Annotated in this window: 16 protein-coding genes; 7 read left to right on the forward strand and 9 right to left on the reverse strand. The window is 65.9% G+C overall.

Annotation, left to right across the window (positions count from 1 at the left end):
- Positions 1–227: 227 nt before the first annotated feature.
- Complete coding sequence (locus GGC64_RS18905) at positions 228–1592, forward strand: phenylacetate--CoA ligase family protein (RefSeq protein WP_192724095.1); 1365 nt, start codon at positions 228–230, stop codon at positions 1590–1592.
- 171 nt (positions 1593–1763) lie between these two features.
- Here the strand turns inward: GGC64_RS18905 and GGC64_RS18910 are convergent, their stop codons facing one another.
- Positions 1764–1973, reverse strand: a complete 210-nt coding sequence (locus GGC64_RS18910; protein WP_192724096.1) for a hypothetical protein — start codon at positions 1971–1973, stop codon at positions 1764–1766.
- On the opposite strand from GGC64_RS18910, the gene GGC64_RS18915 reads away from it, so the two are divergent.
- Both GGC64_RS18915 and GGC64_RS18920 read left to right on the forward strand, forming a co-directional pair.
- Positions 1972–2397, forward strand: coding sequence for a pyridoxamine 5'-phosphate oxidase family protein (locus GGC64_RS18915; protein ID WP_192724097.1), 426 nt, complete (start codon positions 1972–1974; stop codon positions 2395–2397). The two genes, GGC64_RS18910 and GGC64_RS18915, sit on opposite strands and share 2 nt — an antisense overlap.
- Before the next feature lie 3 nt (positions 2398–2400).
- A complete protein-coding gene (locus GGC64_RS18920; RefSeq protein WP_192724098.1) occupies positions 2401–2994 on the forward strand; it encodes a bifunctional 2-polyprenyl-6-hydroxyphenol methylase/3-demethylubiquinol 3-O-methyltransferase UbiG in 594 nt (197 codons plus the stop codon).
- Here the strand turns inward: GGC64_RS18920 and GGC64_RS18925 are convergent.
- Entirely contained in the window at positions 2970–4460 is a 1491-nt protein-coding gene (locus tag GGC64_RS18925) for a class I adenylate-forming enzyme family protein (protein WP_370582190.1), read from the reverse strand. The two genes, GGC64_RS18920 and GGC64_RS18925, sit on opposite strands and share 25 nt — an antisense overlap.
- Positions 4461–4484: 24 nt before the next feature.
- On the opposite strand from GGC64_RS18925, the gene GGC64_RS18930 reads away from it, so the two are divergent.
- A complete protein-coding gene (locus GGC64_RS18930; RefSeq protein ID WP_225952091.1) occupies positions 4485–5933 on the forward strand; it encodes a glycoside hydrolase family 27 protein in 1449 nt (482 codons plus the stop codon).
- An 85-nt stretch (positions 5934–6018) separates the two neighbouring features.
- Positions 6019–7551, forward strand: coding sequence for an alpha/beta fold hydrolase (locus GGC64_RS18935; RefSeq protein WP_370582192.1), 1533 nt, complete (start codon positions 6019–6021; stop codon positions 7549–7551).
- 7 nt (positions 7552–7558) lie between these two features.
- Here GGC64_RS18935 and GGC64_RS18940 read toward each other — a convergent pair whose 3' ends face one another.
- The gene (locus GGC64_RS18940; protein WP_192724099.1) at positions 7559–8104 is read right to left on the reverse strand and encodes a TetR/AcrR family transcriptional regulator; all 546 of its coding nucleotides are present in this window, start codon (positions 8102–8104) and stop codon (positions 7559–7561) included.
- A 78-nt stretch (positions 8105–8182) separates the two neighbouring features.
- On the opposite strand from GGC64_RS18940, the gene GGC64_RS18945 reads away from it, so the two are divergent.
- Positions 8183–9391 carry an FAD-dependent monooxygenase gene (locus GGC64_RS18945; protein WP_192724100.1) on the forward strand — a complete coding sequence of 403 codons (1209 nt, stop codon included), beginning with the start codon at positions 8183–8185 and terminating at the stop codon, positions 9389–9391.
- Between the two features lie 53 nt (positions 9392–9444).
- Here GGC64_RS18945 and GGC64_RS18950 read toward each other — a convergent pair whose 3' ends face one another.
- Both GGC64_RS18950 and GGC64_RS18955 read right to left on the reverse strand, forming a co-directional pair.
- A complete protein-coding gene (locus tag GGC64_RS18950) occupies positions 9445–11592 on the reverse strand; it encodes a 3-hydroxyacyl-CoA dehydrogenase NAD-binding domain-containing protein (RefSeq protein WP_192724101.1) in 2148 nt (715 codons plus the stop codon).
- 15 nt (positions 11593–11607) lie between these two features.
- Positions 11608–12819, reverse strand: a complete 1212-nt coding sequence (locus GGC64_RS18955) for an acetyl-CoA C-acetyltransferase (RefSeq protein WP_192724102.1) — start codon at positions 12817–12819, stop codon at positions 11608–11610.
- Between the two features lie 199 nt (positions 12820–13018).
- On the opposite strand from GGC64_RS18955, the gene GGC64_RS18960 reads away from it, so the two are divergent.
- Entirely contained in the window at positions 13019–14194 is a 1176-nt protein-coding gene (locus GGC64_RS18960) for a pyridoxal phosphate-dependent aminotransferase (RefSeq protein WP_192724103.1), read from the forward strand.
- On the opposite strand, the gene GGC64_RS18965 is transcribed toward GGC64_RS18960, so the two are convergent.
- Genes GGC64_RS18965 through GGC64_RS18980 form a run of 4 tightly spaced genes read right to left on the reverse strand, consistent with a single transcriptional unit; the run spans position 14177 to position 17178 of the window.
- A complete protein-coding gene (locus GGC64_RS18965) occupies positions 14177–15088 on the reverse strand; it encodes an LLM class F420-dependent oxidoreductase (RefSeq protein WP_192724104.1) in 912 nt (303 codons plus the stop codon). The two genes, GGC64_RS18960 and GGC64_RS18965, sit on opposite strands and share 18 nt — an antisense overlap.
- A gap of 39 nt (positions 15089–15127) precedes the next feature.
- The gene (locus tag GGC64_RS18970) at positions 15128–15586 is read right to left on the reverse strand and encodes an SRPBCC family protein (RefSeq protein ID WP_192724105.1); all 459 of its coding nucleotides are present in this window, start codon (positions 15584–15586) and stop codon (positions 15128–15130) included.
- A gap of 9 nt (positions 15587–15595) precedes the next feature.
- Positions 15596–16039, reverse strand: a complete 444-nt coding sequence (locus GGC64_RS18975) for an SRPBCC family protein (protein ID WP_192724106.1) — start codon at positions 16037–16039, stop codon at positions 15596–15598.
- Between the two features lie 59 nt (positions 16040–16098).
- On the reverse strand, positions 16099–17178 hold the full coding sequence (locus tag GGC64_RS18980; protein WP_192724107.1) for a CaiB/BaiF CoA-transferase family protein: 1080 nt from the start codon (positions 17176–17178) through the stop codon (positions 16099–16101).
- Between the last annotated feature and the right edge of the window lie 24 nt (positions 17179–17202).

Raw genomic sequence — 17202 nt, forward strand, 5'->3', positions numbered from 1 at the left:
GGCGGGGCATCCAGGCAACTTTCCGGGTCGGCGGCCGTCACAAGCGCGTTCAGCGCCCCGTTGACCTCCTCGATGCATTCGAGGTGGGCCTGGACCCCCTCGCGACATGCCAACGTCCTGTTCGACAGGAGACACACAAGTTCGTGTGCCGGTAATTGGCAAACATCGGTCATGGTCGCCCTATGCTGATTTACGGAAACGTTAAATAGGATCAACGTAGGACGCGGATGACGGCCCGAGCCAAGTACGAGCGCATGCGCGCGGTCCATCTGAACGCGGTCCAGGCTGCGCTCGTCGACCACAGCGCGCGCCTTGATTGGACCCCAGCACAGATCGAGCACTACCGCGAGCATCAGCTGCGCGCGCTGTTGTCGTTCGCACGCCAGCGGTCGCCGTTTCACGCCAGGCGCCTGCGCGCCCTAGAGCTGTCCTCGGTCACCGTCGCCGACCTTGCCTCGGTGCCGGTGATGACGAAGGCCGACGCGCAGGACAGCTGGGACGACATCGTCACCGACCGCAGGCTCAACCGCGACCGCGCGGAACGCATTCTGGCAGAACAGGAATGGTATTCGTACACGCCCGACGGGTATCAGATTTTCAGCTCGGGCGGCTCCAGTGGCGTGCGCGGCGTCTACGTGTGGAGCTGGCAGTTGTACGTCTCGGCCGCATGCCTGGCATGGCGGACTCAGGCGCGCGCGGAGCTACGCGAGCCGCACCCCGGCCCGACCCGGATGGCCGTCCTCGAGGCAGGCGCCCCGCCGCATGCGAGTACGCCCCTGTTCGACGTGCCGACCGTGGCGGGCATGCAGACCGTCGTCATACCGGCAGGAGGGCCGTTCGACGAGGTGCTGAGCGCGGTGGCGGCCGCCCGGCCGACGCACCTCGTCGGCTACCCGTCTGTCATCGGCCGGCTGGCCCGCGCGGTGCTGGACGGCGAGCTGGATTGCCGTCCGGTGCGGGTCAGCACCAATTCCGAGCCCCTTCTCGACGAGGATCGCCAGGCGATCACCGAGGCATGGCATGCCCCGGTGCACAACCTGTGGGGATCCACCGAGATCGGCGTGCAGGCGGTTGGTTGCGGTATCGGCGAAGGCCTGCACATCTGCGAGGACGAGGTGGTGATCGAACGCGTCGACGAGAACGGTGCGCCGGTGGGGCCCGACCAGCCGGCCGCCCGCACCCTCGCCACCGGGCTGGCCAACCGAACGTTTCCGTTCATCCGCTATGACCTCGGCGACGAAGTCACACTGCTACCGGGTCCGTGCGAGTGCGGCAGCGCATACGCCCGCGTCGCCGACATCGGCGGGCGGCGCGACGACGACTTCTGCTATGGCTCGATCACGGTGCCCGCCATCACTTTTCGGCATGTTCTGGGCACCGATCCCCACGTCTCCGAGTACCAGGTCATGCAGACCACCAGAGGCGCCGACATCCTGACTGTTGGACGTCCCGACATCGACAACCTGGCGACATCTGTAGCGGCCGCGCTGCAGCGCTGCGGGCTGTCGAATCCGAGCGTCAAGATCCGGCCAGTCGATCGCATCCCCCGCAATCGGGCGAGCGGCAAACTCAAGCGCTTCATCGCCCTGTAGACAAGCGGGACCTAACCGACACCCTGAATTAACCAGCGAAACCTGATCATGAGCTATGGTGTGCCTCACACCAGTACTAGATTGTGAGCTAGGACACAGAGGAGGCGCCGTGCTCGATCACAATGGTCGCCCGGTACCCGGGCCCAAAGCCAGGCCGGCGGGCGCCGGGGGTCATGCCGACGGCATCCATTGGGTCAAGAACCTGCTCTTGGCCCTGATCGCGATATGCGCACTCGCGGGGATCGTTAGTACGGCTTCGATGGGACAGACGCAGGCCGCGCTGGCGATCGGGATCGTCGCGCTCGCCTTCTTCTCAAGGGCCTGGTGCTGAAGCTTCTTCTCGACGGCCCTGTCACAACCCGCGACTAGCCTGGGCCGCATGGCCCTCTCCAAGGAAGAACGCGAACAGTTTCTGGCCGAGCCACACATCGCCGCGCTTTCCGTGAGTGCAGGCGATAAGCGCGGCCCATTGACCGTGCCGATCTGGTACCAGTACAGCCCCGGCGGCGAGCCGTGGGTGATCACCGGAACCGGCTCACGCAAGCACCGCCTCATCGAGACGCAAGGTGAGTTCACGTTGATGGCAGAGCGCCTCGAGCCGACGGTGCGTTATGTCTCCGTCGACGGTCCGGTGAGCCGCATCGAGGAAGGCACCGACGAGCACCTCGTCGAGATGACCAAGCGCTACCTCGCACCGGAAAAGGTCGATGCTTATCTCGATTTCGCGCGGCGCGAGCACTTCCCGATGGTCGCCATCTACCTCAAGCCGCAGCACTGGCTGTCAGCCGACCTCGGTTCCGCCTGATTCATGTCGTCGAAGCATCTGCTGTTTCAGCTGATGTACCGGCTCGGGTTCACCCCGTGGGACGAACACCCGCTCGCGACGAGCCTGCGCAATCTGATCGAGGGCGACGATGCCCTGCCTCCTGGCGCCGCACTCGACATCGGCTGCGGCACCGGCGATTCGTCGATCTACCTCGCGCAGCACGGCTGGCGTGTCACCGGGATCGACTTCGTGCCGAAGGCGCTTGGCAAGGCGCGGGCAAAGGCGGCAGCCAAGCAGGTGGCCGTCGACTTCGTCCATGCCGACGCCACGCGGCTGCGCGCTGAAGGTGTCGGCACGGATTTCTCGCTGATCATCGACAACGGCTGCCTGCACGGCATGAGCGACGACGATCGCGATGCCTATGTGCGGGAGGTGACCGCGCTCGCCGGGCCGGGGGCACGGCTGCTGATCGTCGCGTTCCCTCCGGGATCGTTTCCGGTGCGCGGGATCGAACCGGCCGACGTCGAGCAGCGGTTCGGCACTAATTGGAAGCTGTTGTCGGCCGGACGTGAACCGGGACTGTCCATCAACGACAAGTTCGACGCGCGCTACTACCTGTTCGCGCGCGAGCCGTAAAGCGCGGCGACGGCGGGCAGACTCACCTTCAACGCGGGGTTGCGCGGGAGTTCGTCGACGACGGCGAAGTCGACCGGCACGTTGTACACCGGCAAGGCTTGGCGGACAAGGTCTTTGAGTTCGTCCGCGGATGGAACGGGGATACCCGGCGTGGCTTCGATGGCGGCGAACGGCACCTGCCCCAGCCGTTTGTCGGGCACCCCCACCACGCACGCGTCGCGCACTGCAGGATGTGAGATCAGCACGCGCCGAACGGTTTCCGGCAGGATCTTGAAGCCGCCTCGGTTGATGGCACCGTCGGCCCTGCCATGCAGAGTGACGAACCCGTCGGCATCGATCGAAGCGATGTCGGTGGTGCGGATCCAGTCCGGGCTGATCGGCGCGACCTTGGCCTCCAGCAGGCCCTGCTCGCCGGTGGGCTGCTCGGCGCCCGTCTCCGGGTCGACGACGCGCACCTGGGTGTCCGGCAGCGGCCTGCCAACGCTGTTGCGCTTCGAGTCGCCGAATTGCTCGATGTCGCCCGGTGTCCACGCACACAGTGACCCGGCGAATTCCGTTGCGCCGTAGGCCAACCGGATCGGGATGTCGAAGTGCTTCTCGAACTCGTCGCGGGTTTCGGGGTCGAGCGGGCCCGACGCGCTGATCAGAAATTCGAGCGAGGCCAGGTTCTCCTTGGGCACGTCGGCGTCGAGCAGCATGCGGACGACGGCGGGCTGCACGCCGGAGCGTTTGATGCGGTGAGTCTTGATCGCGTTGACGAACCCGTCGACGGTGAACCGCTCGAGCATCACGATGCGGCGGGCGTTGTGCACGCCGGCGACCAGTTGGCACACCCCGATGCCACCGAACTGCCAGTAGGCGAATTCCGGTGGAGCGTCGGGCGGGGCCTTCTCGCCGCTGGTCACGCTGAAAACGGTCCGCTGCAGCACCGAGGTCTTGATGTCCTGGCGTTTCGGCGGGCCGGTAGTGCCGCTGGTCAGAATCTGCAGGGCCACACCGGGTTCGACGTCGGCGTGCCGACGGTCCGCGTCGCGTTGCTCGAGCCCTTTGACGGCTTCGACGAGGGGCTGCGACGACGAGATGGCAACGCCTGCGCTGCCCGCCCGACTGGCGGCGGTGACGACTTCGTCGGTCCAGTCCTCGCGGTCGGCGACGATCGCGGAGAGGTTGAGCTTTTCGATGTCGCGGCCGATCGCCTCAGGCGACTGGAACGAATAGATCATCGAGACGGGTCGGCCGGCGGCGAGGAAGCCGATGATCGCGGCGGCGTGCGGGAGGCGGTTGCGGACAACGAGCCCGACCGGCGCGCTATCCGGAACGCCCGCGCCGCGCAGTAGCGAGGCGATAGCGGTGCCGTATTCGGTGATGTCGTGACCGGTGTACCAGCGGCCCTCGAACTCGATGCACGGCTGCTCGCCGTAGCTCGCGAGCCCTGCCGCGAATGTTTCGGTAAAGCCTTCGGGCACGTCTAGACGATACGCAACGGGATCATGCACAGCGGCCAGGCAGCGCATTGTCAGCGCACGCACACCCTGGTCGGCGATCCTCGGCCGGTGGGCGCGCGACTGTGGTCGATCCTGCTCGCGCTGAGTCTGGCGGGTGCGGGCATGACGGGGTGTGCTGCCGCGCCCGACGCAGGAGCGCCGCAACGGCTCACGCCCCCGATGGGCTGGAACTCGTGGAACTCCGGTATCCCGCTGACCGAAGACACCGTCAAGGCCACCGCCGACGCGATGGTGTCCTCGGGCATGCGCGACGCCGGCTACCGCTACGTGAACCTCGACGCAGGCTGGGCGGCACCGACGCGCGACTCCGACGGCGAATTGCGGGCCGACCCGAAGACGTTCCCGCACGGCATCGCCGCGTTGGCGCGCTACCTCCACGACCGCGGCATGCTGCTCGGCCTCTATGCCAGCCCCTTCGACGAGACATGCGGCCAGGACCCCCGCGTAGCCAGCGCGGGTCATGAGGACACCGACGCCCGTACGTTCGCAGCCTGGGGCGTCGACTACCTGAAGTACGACTGGTGCCACACCGATGCCGACCATGCCAATCAGGTCAAGCTCTTCACTGCTATGCGAAATGCGTTGCGCGCCAGCGGTCGTCGCATCTTCTACAGCATCAACCCGAACAGCTCCGAGAATCATCACGCGGGAACCGGATACGACTGGTCACCCATCGCCGACATGGCCCGCAACACCACCGACCTGGTTCCGGTGTGGCGCAACACGTTGCCGCCGCTGGACAGCTCTGATGCCTTCCTCACCGGCACCTACCTCGGCGTGCCCGACGAGTTCCGGGCGTCCTCACCTGTCGTGTCGCGAAGCCGTGCAGGCTACTTCAATGACCCCGACATGATGGTCGTCGGGCTGTCGTGGAGCGACTTCTTCGTCAATCACCTCGACGTCAGCCGGCTCATCGTCTCGCAGGACCAGCTGACACCCGAACGCTTACAGAAGCTACGCGTGAAGCTTGCGCTGTCCGATACTGAGGTTGCGTGGCGTGCCAACGCGCAGCCGAGCCTCACCGAATCCGAACAGCGCAGCCACTTTTCGTTGTGGGCGATGTTGGCGGCGCCGCTACTGGCTGGCAACGACATTCGGACGATGAGCGATCAGACGCGCGCGATCCTGATCAACCGCGATGTCATCGCAGTCGACCAGGACCCGCTCGCCGCGCAGGCAACGGCGGCACCGCGGGACAACCGGGTACTGGTGAAGCCGCTCTCCGACGGGGATGTGGCGCTCGCATTGTTCAACGCCACTGACCAGCCCACCGACGTCGCCACGAATGCCGATGCGGCCGGCCTGCGGGATGCGCCCTGCTATACGGTGCGCGATCTGTGGGCGCATGCCGATACCACGACTGCCGGCGAGATCACCCGAACGGTCGCGCCCCACGACGTGGTGATGCTGCGGATCTCCCCCGCCTGCCGGTGAACCGACAACGAGCATTGCCAAAATCGAGACAACCGCGCCTGTCGTCTGGATACATTGCATCCCAGTCGGCTCTGGAGGTCTGCGCGTGTCCACGAAGTCCCTCTTATGGTGGTTGCGGCTGACCGTTGCCGCATTGGTGCTGTCAGCCTGGGTTGCGGTCGGCTTCAACAGCGGTGTCGCGCATGCCGATGAAACGTCCCCTTCGGGCGATGCGTCGACCTCGCAGGGTTCGCAGGCCCCGAAGGCTTCGAAACCAGATGCATCCGAACCGCCAGCGGACGCGAGCACCACCACCACTGCGGAGAAAACAGCCGCGGCTTCGGACAAGGACGATCCGCCGAAGCCACGTACGCGCCACGGTGCTCACCGACCTGGCTCGACCACCCCGTCGACGAAGACCGCAAAACCCGCGAAGCCGGTCGCCGACGACCCGAAGCCCGTGGCCGCCAAACTCGCCGCAGTCGCGCCATCGTCATCAGCTCCCGACCCACAACCGGCGACCGCGAAGATCGCCGCGGTCGCGCCCTCGGTGTCAAGCACGCCGTCTGGGACCACCACGATCAGACCCCCGCAGCCTCGGGAAGTCGTCGGGCTGATATCAGACGTCGGGGTCGTCGCCGCGTCGGCGGTGTACACGGTGGCCAACACCTTCGCCGAGGCATTCGGGCCGCACACTTTTTTGGGTGCGCCGTATGCACTGGCCACCGCGGTGGCCAATTCCGCTGCGGCCGTTAGCCGAACCCTGATCGGCGCGCCCACAGGGACCGTCAGCACAGGGCCTTTCAAAGTCACCTACGGGATCATCGATGGCTTGGCTTTCTTCAATCCGCAGAAGCCGCCGCCCGGGGCGAACGACCCGACGATCACCGTCACCCCCGAGCATCCGCTGCCGATCATTCTGCTGAACGGGACGACGGGAACCCAGGGGGCCAACTGGACTGTCGGAGCGCCGGTCCTCGCTAATGCCGGCTACAAGGTCTACACGTTCAACTACGGCAACGTCACAAACGACCCGAACTTCCCGATCCAGGCCACCGACGACATCAGGCAGTCAGCCAAAGAGCTTGACGCCGAGATAGACCGGGTCCTCGCCGAAACCGGCGCGCCCAAGGTGATCCTCATCGGGCATTCGCAAGGCGGCGGGATTCTGCCGGCGTACTACATCAACAATATGGGCGGCGCAGCCAAGGTGTCACAGCTCATCGGCCTCGCCCCGAGTAATCACGGTACCGATGTGATGGGTTTGGTTGGCCTGCAGGCTTTACCGATCTTCGGGCCGCTGATGATGGGACTCGCGAACGCGTTGGGCCCGGCCTTGGAACAGCAGGCATTGGGTAACGAATTTCAGGAAGAGGTCTACGGCAACGGCGACACCCGCCCCGGTGTCCTGTACACCACGATCACCTCGACGCATGACGAGGTGGTCACCCCGTACTCCCAGCAGGCACTCGATGGCCCCAACGTGACGAACATCGTCATTCAGGATTTGTATCCGGGAGTCCTGGCGGGCCACGAGGGCATCGTCCTCAGCCCCCAGGTGTGGTCGGTCGTTTTGGACGCGCTGGCGAGCAATCCGGCGGCGAACCCATTGGCGCACGACGAGGCGCTGGTCGCATAGCAGGCCCTCAGATCCCCAATGCCGCCATGGCACCGTCGACGGTGGCCCGTCGAAGGTCGTCGTATGCGGTGTCGGGGAACTGTAAGCAGCAATCCTGCAGCCCGCCGAATGCGATCACCGCGCGGGTGGATTGCTCCAACGTGGGCCTGTTGCCGAACACCAACTTGGTCAGCCGCTCCCGCCACGCCAGCATGCGGTCGATCAGACCCAGGTCGGCCAAGGTCGTCAACTCCGCCACGACCAGCAGCAGATCTGCGCGGTGATTGAAATGAAAGTCGAAGTAGCCCTCGAGCAATTCGCGCGGCGTCGCCCGCATTGACTTGCGCCGCCGTTCGTGTTCGGTGACGAAGCGCTCGCCCTCGTCGATCAATGGCTGGATGATGCTGCGCACCAAATCTTCTCGTGAACTGAAGTGGTAGTACAGCGCCGGTTTCGTGATGCCCAATCGATCGGCGATGTCCTGAAGGCTCGTCCGCTGCACCCCTTTCTGCGAGAACAGCTCCCTGGCGATGTCCTGGATGCGCAGCCGGGTCTCGGACGGGGGCTTCGTCACGTAGCCAACCCGGCGGAGCGGTTGGTCGGTATGCTCATGCCGGCTAGCTTACCGACCGTTAAGTAAGTGGGTGACATCATGCGAGTTCTCATTTCCGGCGCCAGCATCGCCGGACCCGTCCTGGCGTACTGGCTGAGCCGGGTCGGCTTCGAAGTCACCGTGGTCGAGCGCGCCCCCGCACTGCGTAAGACCGGCGGCCATGCGATCGACCTGTTCCGGCCCGCGATGGAGATCTCCGAACGGATGGGCGTGCTACCGCGAATCGAAGCGCGTGTCACCGGAACCACGGTGCTCGCTGTGAACCGGCCGTGGTCGTCGCGGCCCGCGCGGATCAACTACCTCAAGCTCGAGAAGGTGATGTCCGACCGCCACGTCGAGATCATGCGCGACGACCTCAGCGAGATCTACTACGACGCAGGGCGTGACGACGTCGAGTATGTGTTCGGCGACCAGATCACGGCCATCTCCGACGACGGCGATGTCGCCTTCCGCAACGGCGCCCCGCGGCGGTTCGACATCGTCGTCGGGGCCGACGGGTTGCACTCCGGAGTGCGCCAGATCGTCTTCGGAGACAGCTTCGGCGAGCGGTTTCTCGGCAGCTACATCTCGGTGGTGTCGGTACCCAAATCGCTTGCCCGCGACGGCCTGATGAACTCGTACTTCGAGCCGCGCCGGGTGGCGATGGTGTACACGGCCGATCACCTCGACGACGCGCGCGCAGTCTTCCTCTTCCGGCCCGAACAACCGCTGGACTTCGACCACCGCGACACATCCCGCCAGCGCGACCAGTTGCGCGCCGCGTTCAGCGCAATGGCGCCCGAAGTCGATGTCTGGCTGGCGGAATTGGACCACACGCCCACGTTCTACTTCGACGCCATCACTCAACTGGAGTCGACAAGTTGGTCGCGCGGTCGTGTCACGTTGGTCGGAGACGCGGGGTACTGCCCCGGCCCGGCCGTCGGTGGTAGCACCAGCCTGGCGGTGTACGGCGCCTACGTTCTGGCCACCGCGCTGGCCGATGCGCGTGACGATCACACCGCGGCGTTCGCGGCATACGAACGCACGATGATGCCCTCGGTCCTCGGCAGTCGTTCGCTGGCGCGGTTCAACGCCAAGACGATCGTGCCCGGAAGTCGTTGGCGGTTAAGGGCTTTGATAGCCACCGCCCGCGCGATCTCCGCGCTGCCGCTTGGCGCGACGCAAGCGCTGGCCCGCCTCAACGACAGGGGCGTACGGCTCTACGACACGATGCCGCTGCCCGTCGGGCCCACGGCGGCCACCCGCTGAATAGGCAAAAGCCCCTGGCACGCCATTGTGCCAGGGGCCGTTGCGAACTGCTGCTAGCTGGTCAGTGAATCCGGCGGGGTGAACCTGTCGCCGTAGCGGGCCGCCAACTCCTTGGCGCGCGCGACGAAGGCGTCCTTGCCGGTGCCCGCCGGGCCCTGGTAGCCGACGATGAACTGCGCCGAGCCACCGGTGTAGGGCGGGAAGCCGATGCCCATGATCGAGCCGATGTTCGCGTCGGCGGTCGACATGAGCACGCCCTCGTCGAGGCACTTCTGGGTTTCCAGCGCCTCGGCGAACAGCATCCGATCGATCATGTCCTGCAACGGAATATCGGCGGTTCCCGACTTGAACGTCTCCCGCAGGCCCGGCCACAGCTGGGTCCGCTTGCCGTCGACGTACTCGTAGAAGCCGGCGCCCTTCAAGCGGCTGGGCCGACCGATCTCGATCATCTTCTCGACGACCGCCTCGGCGGGGTGCGCCTCGTACTTACCGCCAGCATCCTCGACACCCTTGCGGCTGGCGACGGCGATCTTGTGCATCAGCTCGAGGTTCAGCTCGTCGGACAGCTGCAGCGGCGGCGCCGGGTAGCCGGCCTGCGAACCCGCGTGCTCGATGCTGGCGGGCTCGACACCCTCGCCGAGCATCGCCAGCGCCTCGTTGACGAACGTGCCGATGACGCGGCTGGTGAAGAAGCCGCGGCTGTCGTTGACGACGATCGGGGTCTTGCCGATGGCCAGGGTGTAGTCGAACACCCGGGCCAGTGCCTCGTCAGATGTCTTCTCGCCCTTGATGATTTCCACCAGCGGCATCTTGTCCACAGGTGAGAAGAAGTGGATCCCGATGAAGTCCTCCTGGCGCTTCACGCCGGTCGCCAGACCGGTGATCGGCAGCGTGGAGGTGTTCGAGCCGAGCAGCGCGTTGGGCTCGACGATGTCCTCGATCTCCTGGAACACTTTGTGCTTGAGTTCCTGGCTCTCGAACACCGCCTCGATCACGAAGTCGACACCCGCGAAGTCCGCGGCGTCGGCGGTCGGCGTGATCCGGTCCAGCAGCGCCTTGGACTTCTCCTCGGTGGTCTTGCCCCGCTGAAGCGCCTTGGCTTCCAGCTTCTCCGAGTAGCCCTTGCCCTTCTGCGCGGCCTCGATACTGACGTCCTTGAGCACGACGTCGAACCCGGCCTTGGCCGACACGTAGGCGATGCCGGCGCCCATCATGCCCGCGCCGAGCACGCCGATCTTGTTGATCTTCACCGGGGCGATGCCGTCGGGCCTGCTACCGCCGCCGTTGATGTGCTGCAGGTCGAAGAAGAACGCCTGGATCATGTTCTTCGAGACCTGGCCGGTGACCAACTGCGTGAAGTACCGGCTCTCGATGCGGCTGGCGGTGTCGAAGTCGACCTGCGCACCCTCGACGGCCGCGTCCAGGATCGCTCGCGGCGCCGGCATCGGCGCACCCTTGAGCTGCTTCTTCAGCAACGCGGGGAACGACGGCAGGATGCCCGCCAGCGCCGGCGACGAAGGGGTGCCGCCGGGCATCTTGTAGCCCTTCTGGTCCCACGGCTGGGTGTGGGCCTCGGGGTTGGCCTTGATCCACGCCTTGGCGGCGGGCACCAATTCCTCGACGGAGCCCACGAGTTCGTCGACCAGGCCGGTCTCCTTGGCCTGAGCCGGCTTGAAGCGGGTGCCCTGGCTCAGGATGTTCATGAACGCATTCTGGATGCCGAACATCCGCACCGTGCGGGTGACGCCGCCGCCACCGGGCAGCAGACCCAGCGTCACCTCGGGCAGACCGACGACAAGTCCCTTGACGTCGGCGGCGATGCGGTGATGACACGCGAGCGCGATCTCGAGGCCGCCGCCGAGCGCGGCGCCGTTGACGGCGGCCACGACAGGCTTGCCGAGCGTTTCGAGGGCACGCAGGTCACGCTTGATGGCCTCGACCATGTCGAACGCCTCGCCGGCGTTCTCCGGGCCGAGCTTGATCATGCCCTTGAGGTCACCGCCTGCGAAGAAGGTCTTCTTCGCGCTGGTGATGACGACGCCGGTGATCGAATCCTTCTCCGCGACAAGGCGTTCGACCGCGTTGTGCATCGACTCGGCGTAGTGCTCGTTCATCACGTTCGCCGACCCGGTCGGGTCGTCGAGCGTCAGGGTGACGATGCCGTCGGCATCCTTGTCCCACTGGATTGTGTTCTCTGCCATGCTTTCTCAGGCCTCTCAGACTCGCTCGATGATGGTGGCCACGCCCATGCCGCCGCCGATGCACAGCGTGATCAACGCGCGACGCGCGTTGCGACGCTCGAGCTCGTCGACCATCGTGCCGGTGATCATGGCGCCGGTGGCGCCCAGCGGGTGACCCATCGCGATGGCGCCGCCGTTGACGTTGAGCTTCTCGTCGGGGATGTTCAGGTCCTTCTGGAACTTCAGCACCACCGAGGCGAACGCCTCGTTCAGCTCGAACAGGTCGATGTCGTCGACGGTCAGGCCGGCGCGGTCGAGCACCTTGCGGGTGGCAGGCGTCGGGCCGGTCAGCATGATGACCGGATCGGCGCCACTGGTTGCGGTGGCCACGATGCGCGCCCGCGGGGTCAAACCCTGTGAGGTGCCTGCTTTTTCGCTGCCGACGAGCACCAGCGCGGCGCCGTCGACGATGCCGGAGCTGTTGCCGCCGGTGTGGACGTGGTTGATCTTCTCGACCCAGTGGTACTTCTGCAACGCCACATCGTCGAAGCCGCCCATCTCGCCGATGCCGTCGAACGCGGTCTTCAGCTTGCCAAGGCCCTCGAGCGTGGTGTCGGGGCGCATGTGCTCGTCGTGGTCGAGGATCACAAGACCGTTCTGATCGCGCACCGGCACGACCGACTTGGCGAAGTAGCCGCCCGACCATGCCGCGGCGGCCTTCTCCTGGCTGCGCAGCGCGTAGCGGTCGACGTCTTCGCGGTCGAAGCCCTCGATGGTGGCGATCAGGTCGGCGCCGATGCCCTGCGGCACGAAGCCGATCTGGTAGTTGGTCTCGGGGTCGGTCGCCCACGCGCCGCCGTCGGAGCCCATCGGGACGCGGCTCATCGACTCGACACCGCCGGCCAGCACCAGGTCGTCCCAACCGGAGCGGACCTTCTGCGCGGCGGTGTTGACGGCCTCGAGGCCTGAGGCGCAGAAGCGGTTGAGCTGCACGCCGCCGGTGGTCTCGGGCAGGCCGGCGGCCAGCACCGCGGTGCGGGCGATGTCGCCGCCCTGATCGCCGACCGGCGACACGACGCCGAGGATCATGTCGCTGATCAGCGTCTCGTCCAGGTCGGGGTTGCGCCTGCGGAGCTCGTCGACCAAGCCGACGACCAGGTTGAGCGGCTTGACCTCGTTCAGCGAGCCATTGCGCTGCTTGCCGCGAGGCGTGCGGATGGCCTCATAGATGAAGGCTTCTTCAGACATGAAGATTCTTCCTGTTCAGATGGGGTTATGGGAGCCCAGCCCACATGGGCGGTAGTCCTCTGCCCGGCAAGCCTAACAGCCCCACCCAACCGGCTGGTTGGGTGGCCGCTCAGCAGCGCGAACGTGGGTTACCCGCACACAAATCGACGGTTTTGCGTGCGGGTAACCCACGTTCGGCGAAGCCGTAGGCTCGACCACCATGACGGTGCGGCGCCTCGAGCCCTTTGCGGTCACGATCTTCGCCGAGATGTCCGCGCTGGCTGCTCGCATCGGCGCGGTGAACCTCGGTCAGGGCTTCCCCGACGAGGACGGCCCGCCCGCGATGCTCAAGGTCGCCGAGAACGCGATCGCCGAGGGCGTCAACCAGTACCCGCCCGGCCTCGGCATCGCGCCGCTGCGCGAGGCCATTGCCGCACAGCGCAAGCGTCACTTCGGCACCGAGTACGACCCCGACACCGAGGTGCTGGTGACCGTCGGCGCCACCGAGGCGATCGCTTCGGCGGTGCTCGGCCTCGTCGAACCCGGCTCCGAGGTGTTGTTGATAGAGCCGTTCTACGACTCGTACTCTCCCGTCATCGCGATGGCAGGCTGTGCGCGGCGCGCAGTGCCGTTGGTGCAGAACGGCCGCGGCTTCAAGATCGATGTCGACGGGCTGCGCAGGGCCGTGACGCCCAAGACGAAGGCGTTGATCGTCAACTCGCCGCACAACCCGACCGGCATGGTGGCCACCGACGACGAACTCAAGGCCCTGGCGGAACTGGCGGTCGATGCCGACCTGCTCGTGATCACCGACGAGGTCTACGAGCATCTGGTGTTCGACGGCCATCGCCATATCCCGCTGGCCAACTATCCGGGAATGGCAGGGCGCACCGTGACGATCTCCAGCGCGGCCAAGATGTTCAACTGCACCGGCTGGAAGATCGGATGGGCTTGCGGGCCTTCAGATCTCATCGCCGGCGTGCGCGCGGCCAAGCAATACCTGTCCTACGTCGGCGGTGCGCCGTTTCAACCCGCCGTCGCGCATGCGCTCAACACCGAGGAGGCGTGGGTGGCCGCGCTGCGGGACTCGTTGCAGGCCAAGCGCGACAAGCTCGGCTCGGCGTTGGCCGAGCTGGGCTTTGAGGTGCACGACAGTTTCGGCACGTACTTCCTGTGCGCGGATCCGCGACCGCTCGGGTACCACGACAGCACGGAGTTCTGCGCGCAATTGCCGGAACGTGCCGGTGTCGCGGCGATCCCGATGTCCGCCTTCTGCGATCCAGGTGCCGCGCACGCCGACGCGTGGAATCACTTGGTGCGCTTCGCCTTCTGTAAGCGCGACGAGACGCTCGATGAGGCGATCCGACGACTGTCGGCGCTAAAGGCCGGCGGCTAACCGCCAGAGTTCCTCGCTGGGTTGTGCGCGGTCCACCGGGCTGATCACGACGTCCGTCGCACCTGCGTCCAGGTAGCTTCGGAGTTGACGGGCGATAGATTCGGCGGACCCGACTGCCGCGAGGTCACCAGCGCTGGCCACGCCCTCGCGAGCGAGCACCCTCTGGTACGACGGAACGCTCTCATAGAAGCTCAACTGCTCAGCGGCAAGGGCTCGGGCGGCGTCCTGGTCGTCGGACACCAGCGCCGGCACAGCCGCGATGATCGCGGGTTTGGGGCGTCCCGCGTCGGCGGCCGCTTTCGCGATCGTGGGTTCGATGAACTCGGCGATGGTGCGTGGGCCGGCAAGGTACGGCAGGGTGCCGTCGGCCAGTTCGCCGGTGACGCGCAACGCCTTTGGACCCATCGCGGCCACGTACACCGGAAGTGGTGTGCCGCCGGCTACCTTGACGGGCCAGGCCGGGCTTGCATTGAAATCGTCGCCGTGAAAGTTGACCGATCCGGTGTCGAAGATGGACCGTAAGACCTGCAGATGCTCACGCAAGCGGCCGACGGGGTTCGGCCACGCGGTGCCGAACGCCAGACGCTCGGGCTCGTGTGCGCCCAGGCCCAGACCCAGGCTGAAGTTGCCGTGCGCCGCTGCCTGCGCGGTTTGCGCCAACGACGCCACGATCAGCGGATGACGTGGGTTGATCGGCACCACCGAAGTGCCAACCCCGAGGCCGGGCACCGCAGCGCCGACCAGCCCCGCCAGCGAGATCGCGTCATGGTCGAACTGCTGAGCCAGCCATACTTGTTTGACCCCGACGTCGTAGGCGCGGCGCGCCTGCGAGACGACGTCGTCCACGACGTTGGCGGCATTCGGGTCGGGAAAAAGAAACACTCCGGTTGGCATACAGCGACCAACCGGTATGCAGCTGCCCGCTATTCCGATCTACTCGGATTGATCGGAAGCCTTGCCCTTCAGCACTCGTTGTCGCAGACCCTCGTTCGCCGCGTCGATGATCGTCTTGCCTGCTCGCTTGATGAAGTAATCGGGAATGAGTGAATCGGGCTCGACGGTGACGTCGACCGTCACAGTGGTGGACGAACCGACGTGATCAGGCCGCAGCGTGTACTCGACGTGCTGGGCGTACTGCTGCTTGGTCTGCTGCGCGTCCCACACCAACCAGTCTGGGCCCCAACGAAATTCGAGGATTTCCTCGTCGACTCGACCGAGCACCTTGACCGCTAGACGAACGTGGTGCGGACGACCGTCGGCATATCTGTCGAGAATCTCCACCCGCCGGTACGCGGGGGTGTACGACAGCAGGGCCTCAACGTCGGCAAGCGCATCCATGATGGCTTCCGGCGGCGCCTCGATCACGAGCCTGCGTGATGTTCGGACGGCCACAAGGTGAACCTACGACGCGTACTTCTCCATGACCTGCTTGCGCAGACTCTCGGTCGCGACGTCCAGCACGATCTTCTTGGCCCGCTTGATCAGGAATTCGGGAATGGGCGCGGCAAGGTCGAGGATGATGTCGAACCGCACCCGCGTCTTGTCTTCACCCTCGGGTGTGAGGTTGTACTCGCCGTGCTGGCCCCGCTGCTGAAAGTTGTCCACCGCGTCCCACACCATCCAGCGCGGACCCCAGTTGTACTCGAGCACTTCCTTGTCCGTGACGCCCATGATCTTCAGCGTCGCCTTCACGCGGTGCGGTCTGCCGTCGGGGTGCCGGTCGAGCACCTCGGCGTGTTTGTGGACCGACGACCACGTCGGCACCGAATCGATGTCGGCGAGCGCGTCCAGAATCACTTCGGGCGGTGCCTCGAAGACGACTTCTCGCGATGCTCGGACCGCCATGCTGGCAAAGTCTAGCTAACTCGCGGGCCGCCCGCAGCTCATTTCACAGCTAATTTGCCCTACCAGTCGATTTCTTCGATCGGCGTGGTCGATTGCGGCGGTTGACGCACCGGCCCTGACGGCGTGCGGGAGAACCGCGGAGCGGGTGCGGCCTGATCAACATCATTGGATGTCACCAGTGTTGAGCGTGCTCTGAGGTGTTCGTTCTGCGCCGCTTCACGCCAGGTGAGCACGGGTGTGACGCACGCATCGGTGCCCGCGAAGATTTCGGTCCACTCGTCGCGGGTCTTGCCCGCAAACTTGTCCGCGAAAAGTTTGTGTACTGCCGGGAAAGCCGCCGCGTCGAGTTGGTTGGGCACGTCCTCCATCGACAAGCCGAGACCGGCGAGCAATTGCGCGAAGAATTGCGGCTCGATCGCCCCGACCGCCATGTACTTGCCGTCAGCGGTTTCATACGTGCGGTAGAACGGCGCGCCGCCGTCGAGCATGAATGATTCGCGCTCGTCTTTGAGCGAGCCGGTCGACTTCATCGTCCACGCCATCTGCGCCAGGATGGACACCCCGTCGACCATCGCGGCGTCGATCACCTGGCCTTTTCCGGACCGTTCCCGCTCGTAGAGCGCGGCGACGATGCCGAGCAGCACGAACATCGACCCGCCGCCGAAGTCGGCAACCAGATTCAGCGGCGCGACCGGTGGCCGGTCGCGATACCCGATCGCCGACAGCGCCCCGGTCTGCGACAGGTAGTTGATGTCATGCCCGGCGATCTTCGCGTACGGCCCGTCCTGACCCCAGCCGGTGATGCGCGCGTAGATCAGCCGCGGGTTGATCGCCGCACATTCGTCGGGCCCGATTCCCAGCCGCTCGCAGGTGCCTGGCCGAAATCCGTCGAGCAGCACATCGGCCTTGGCCGCCAGCTCCAGCAGCTTGTCGGGCTCGCTTTTCACGTCGAGATCGACGATCCGCTTGCCGCGATGGAGTAGGTCGAGGTTTTCCGCAGGGATCTGCAAGCCGCCGGGCCTGCGCACCCGCACCACGTCGGCGCCGAGGTCCGCGAGCACCATCGCCGCATGCGGACCCGGGCCGATGCCACCGAGTTCGAGTACTTTCACCCCGGCAAGGGGCCCGCTGTAGGTCACGGGAGCAACGTAACCCGGCGATCG

This window comes from Mycobacterium sp. OAS707 (genome assembly GCF_014873705.1).
In the GTDB taxonomy this organism is placed as follows: Bacteria; Actinomycetota; Actinomycetes; order Mycobacteriales; family Mycobacteriaceae; genus Mycobacterium.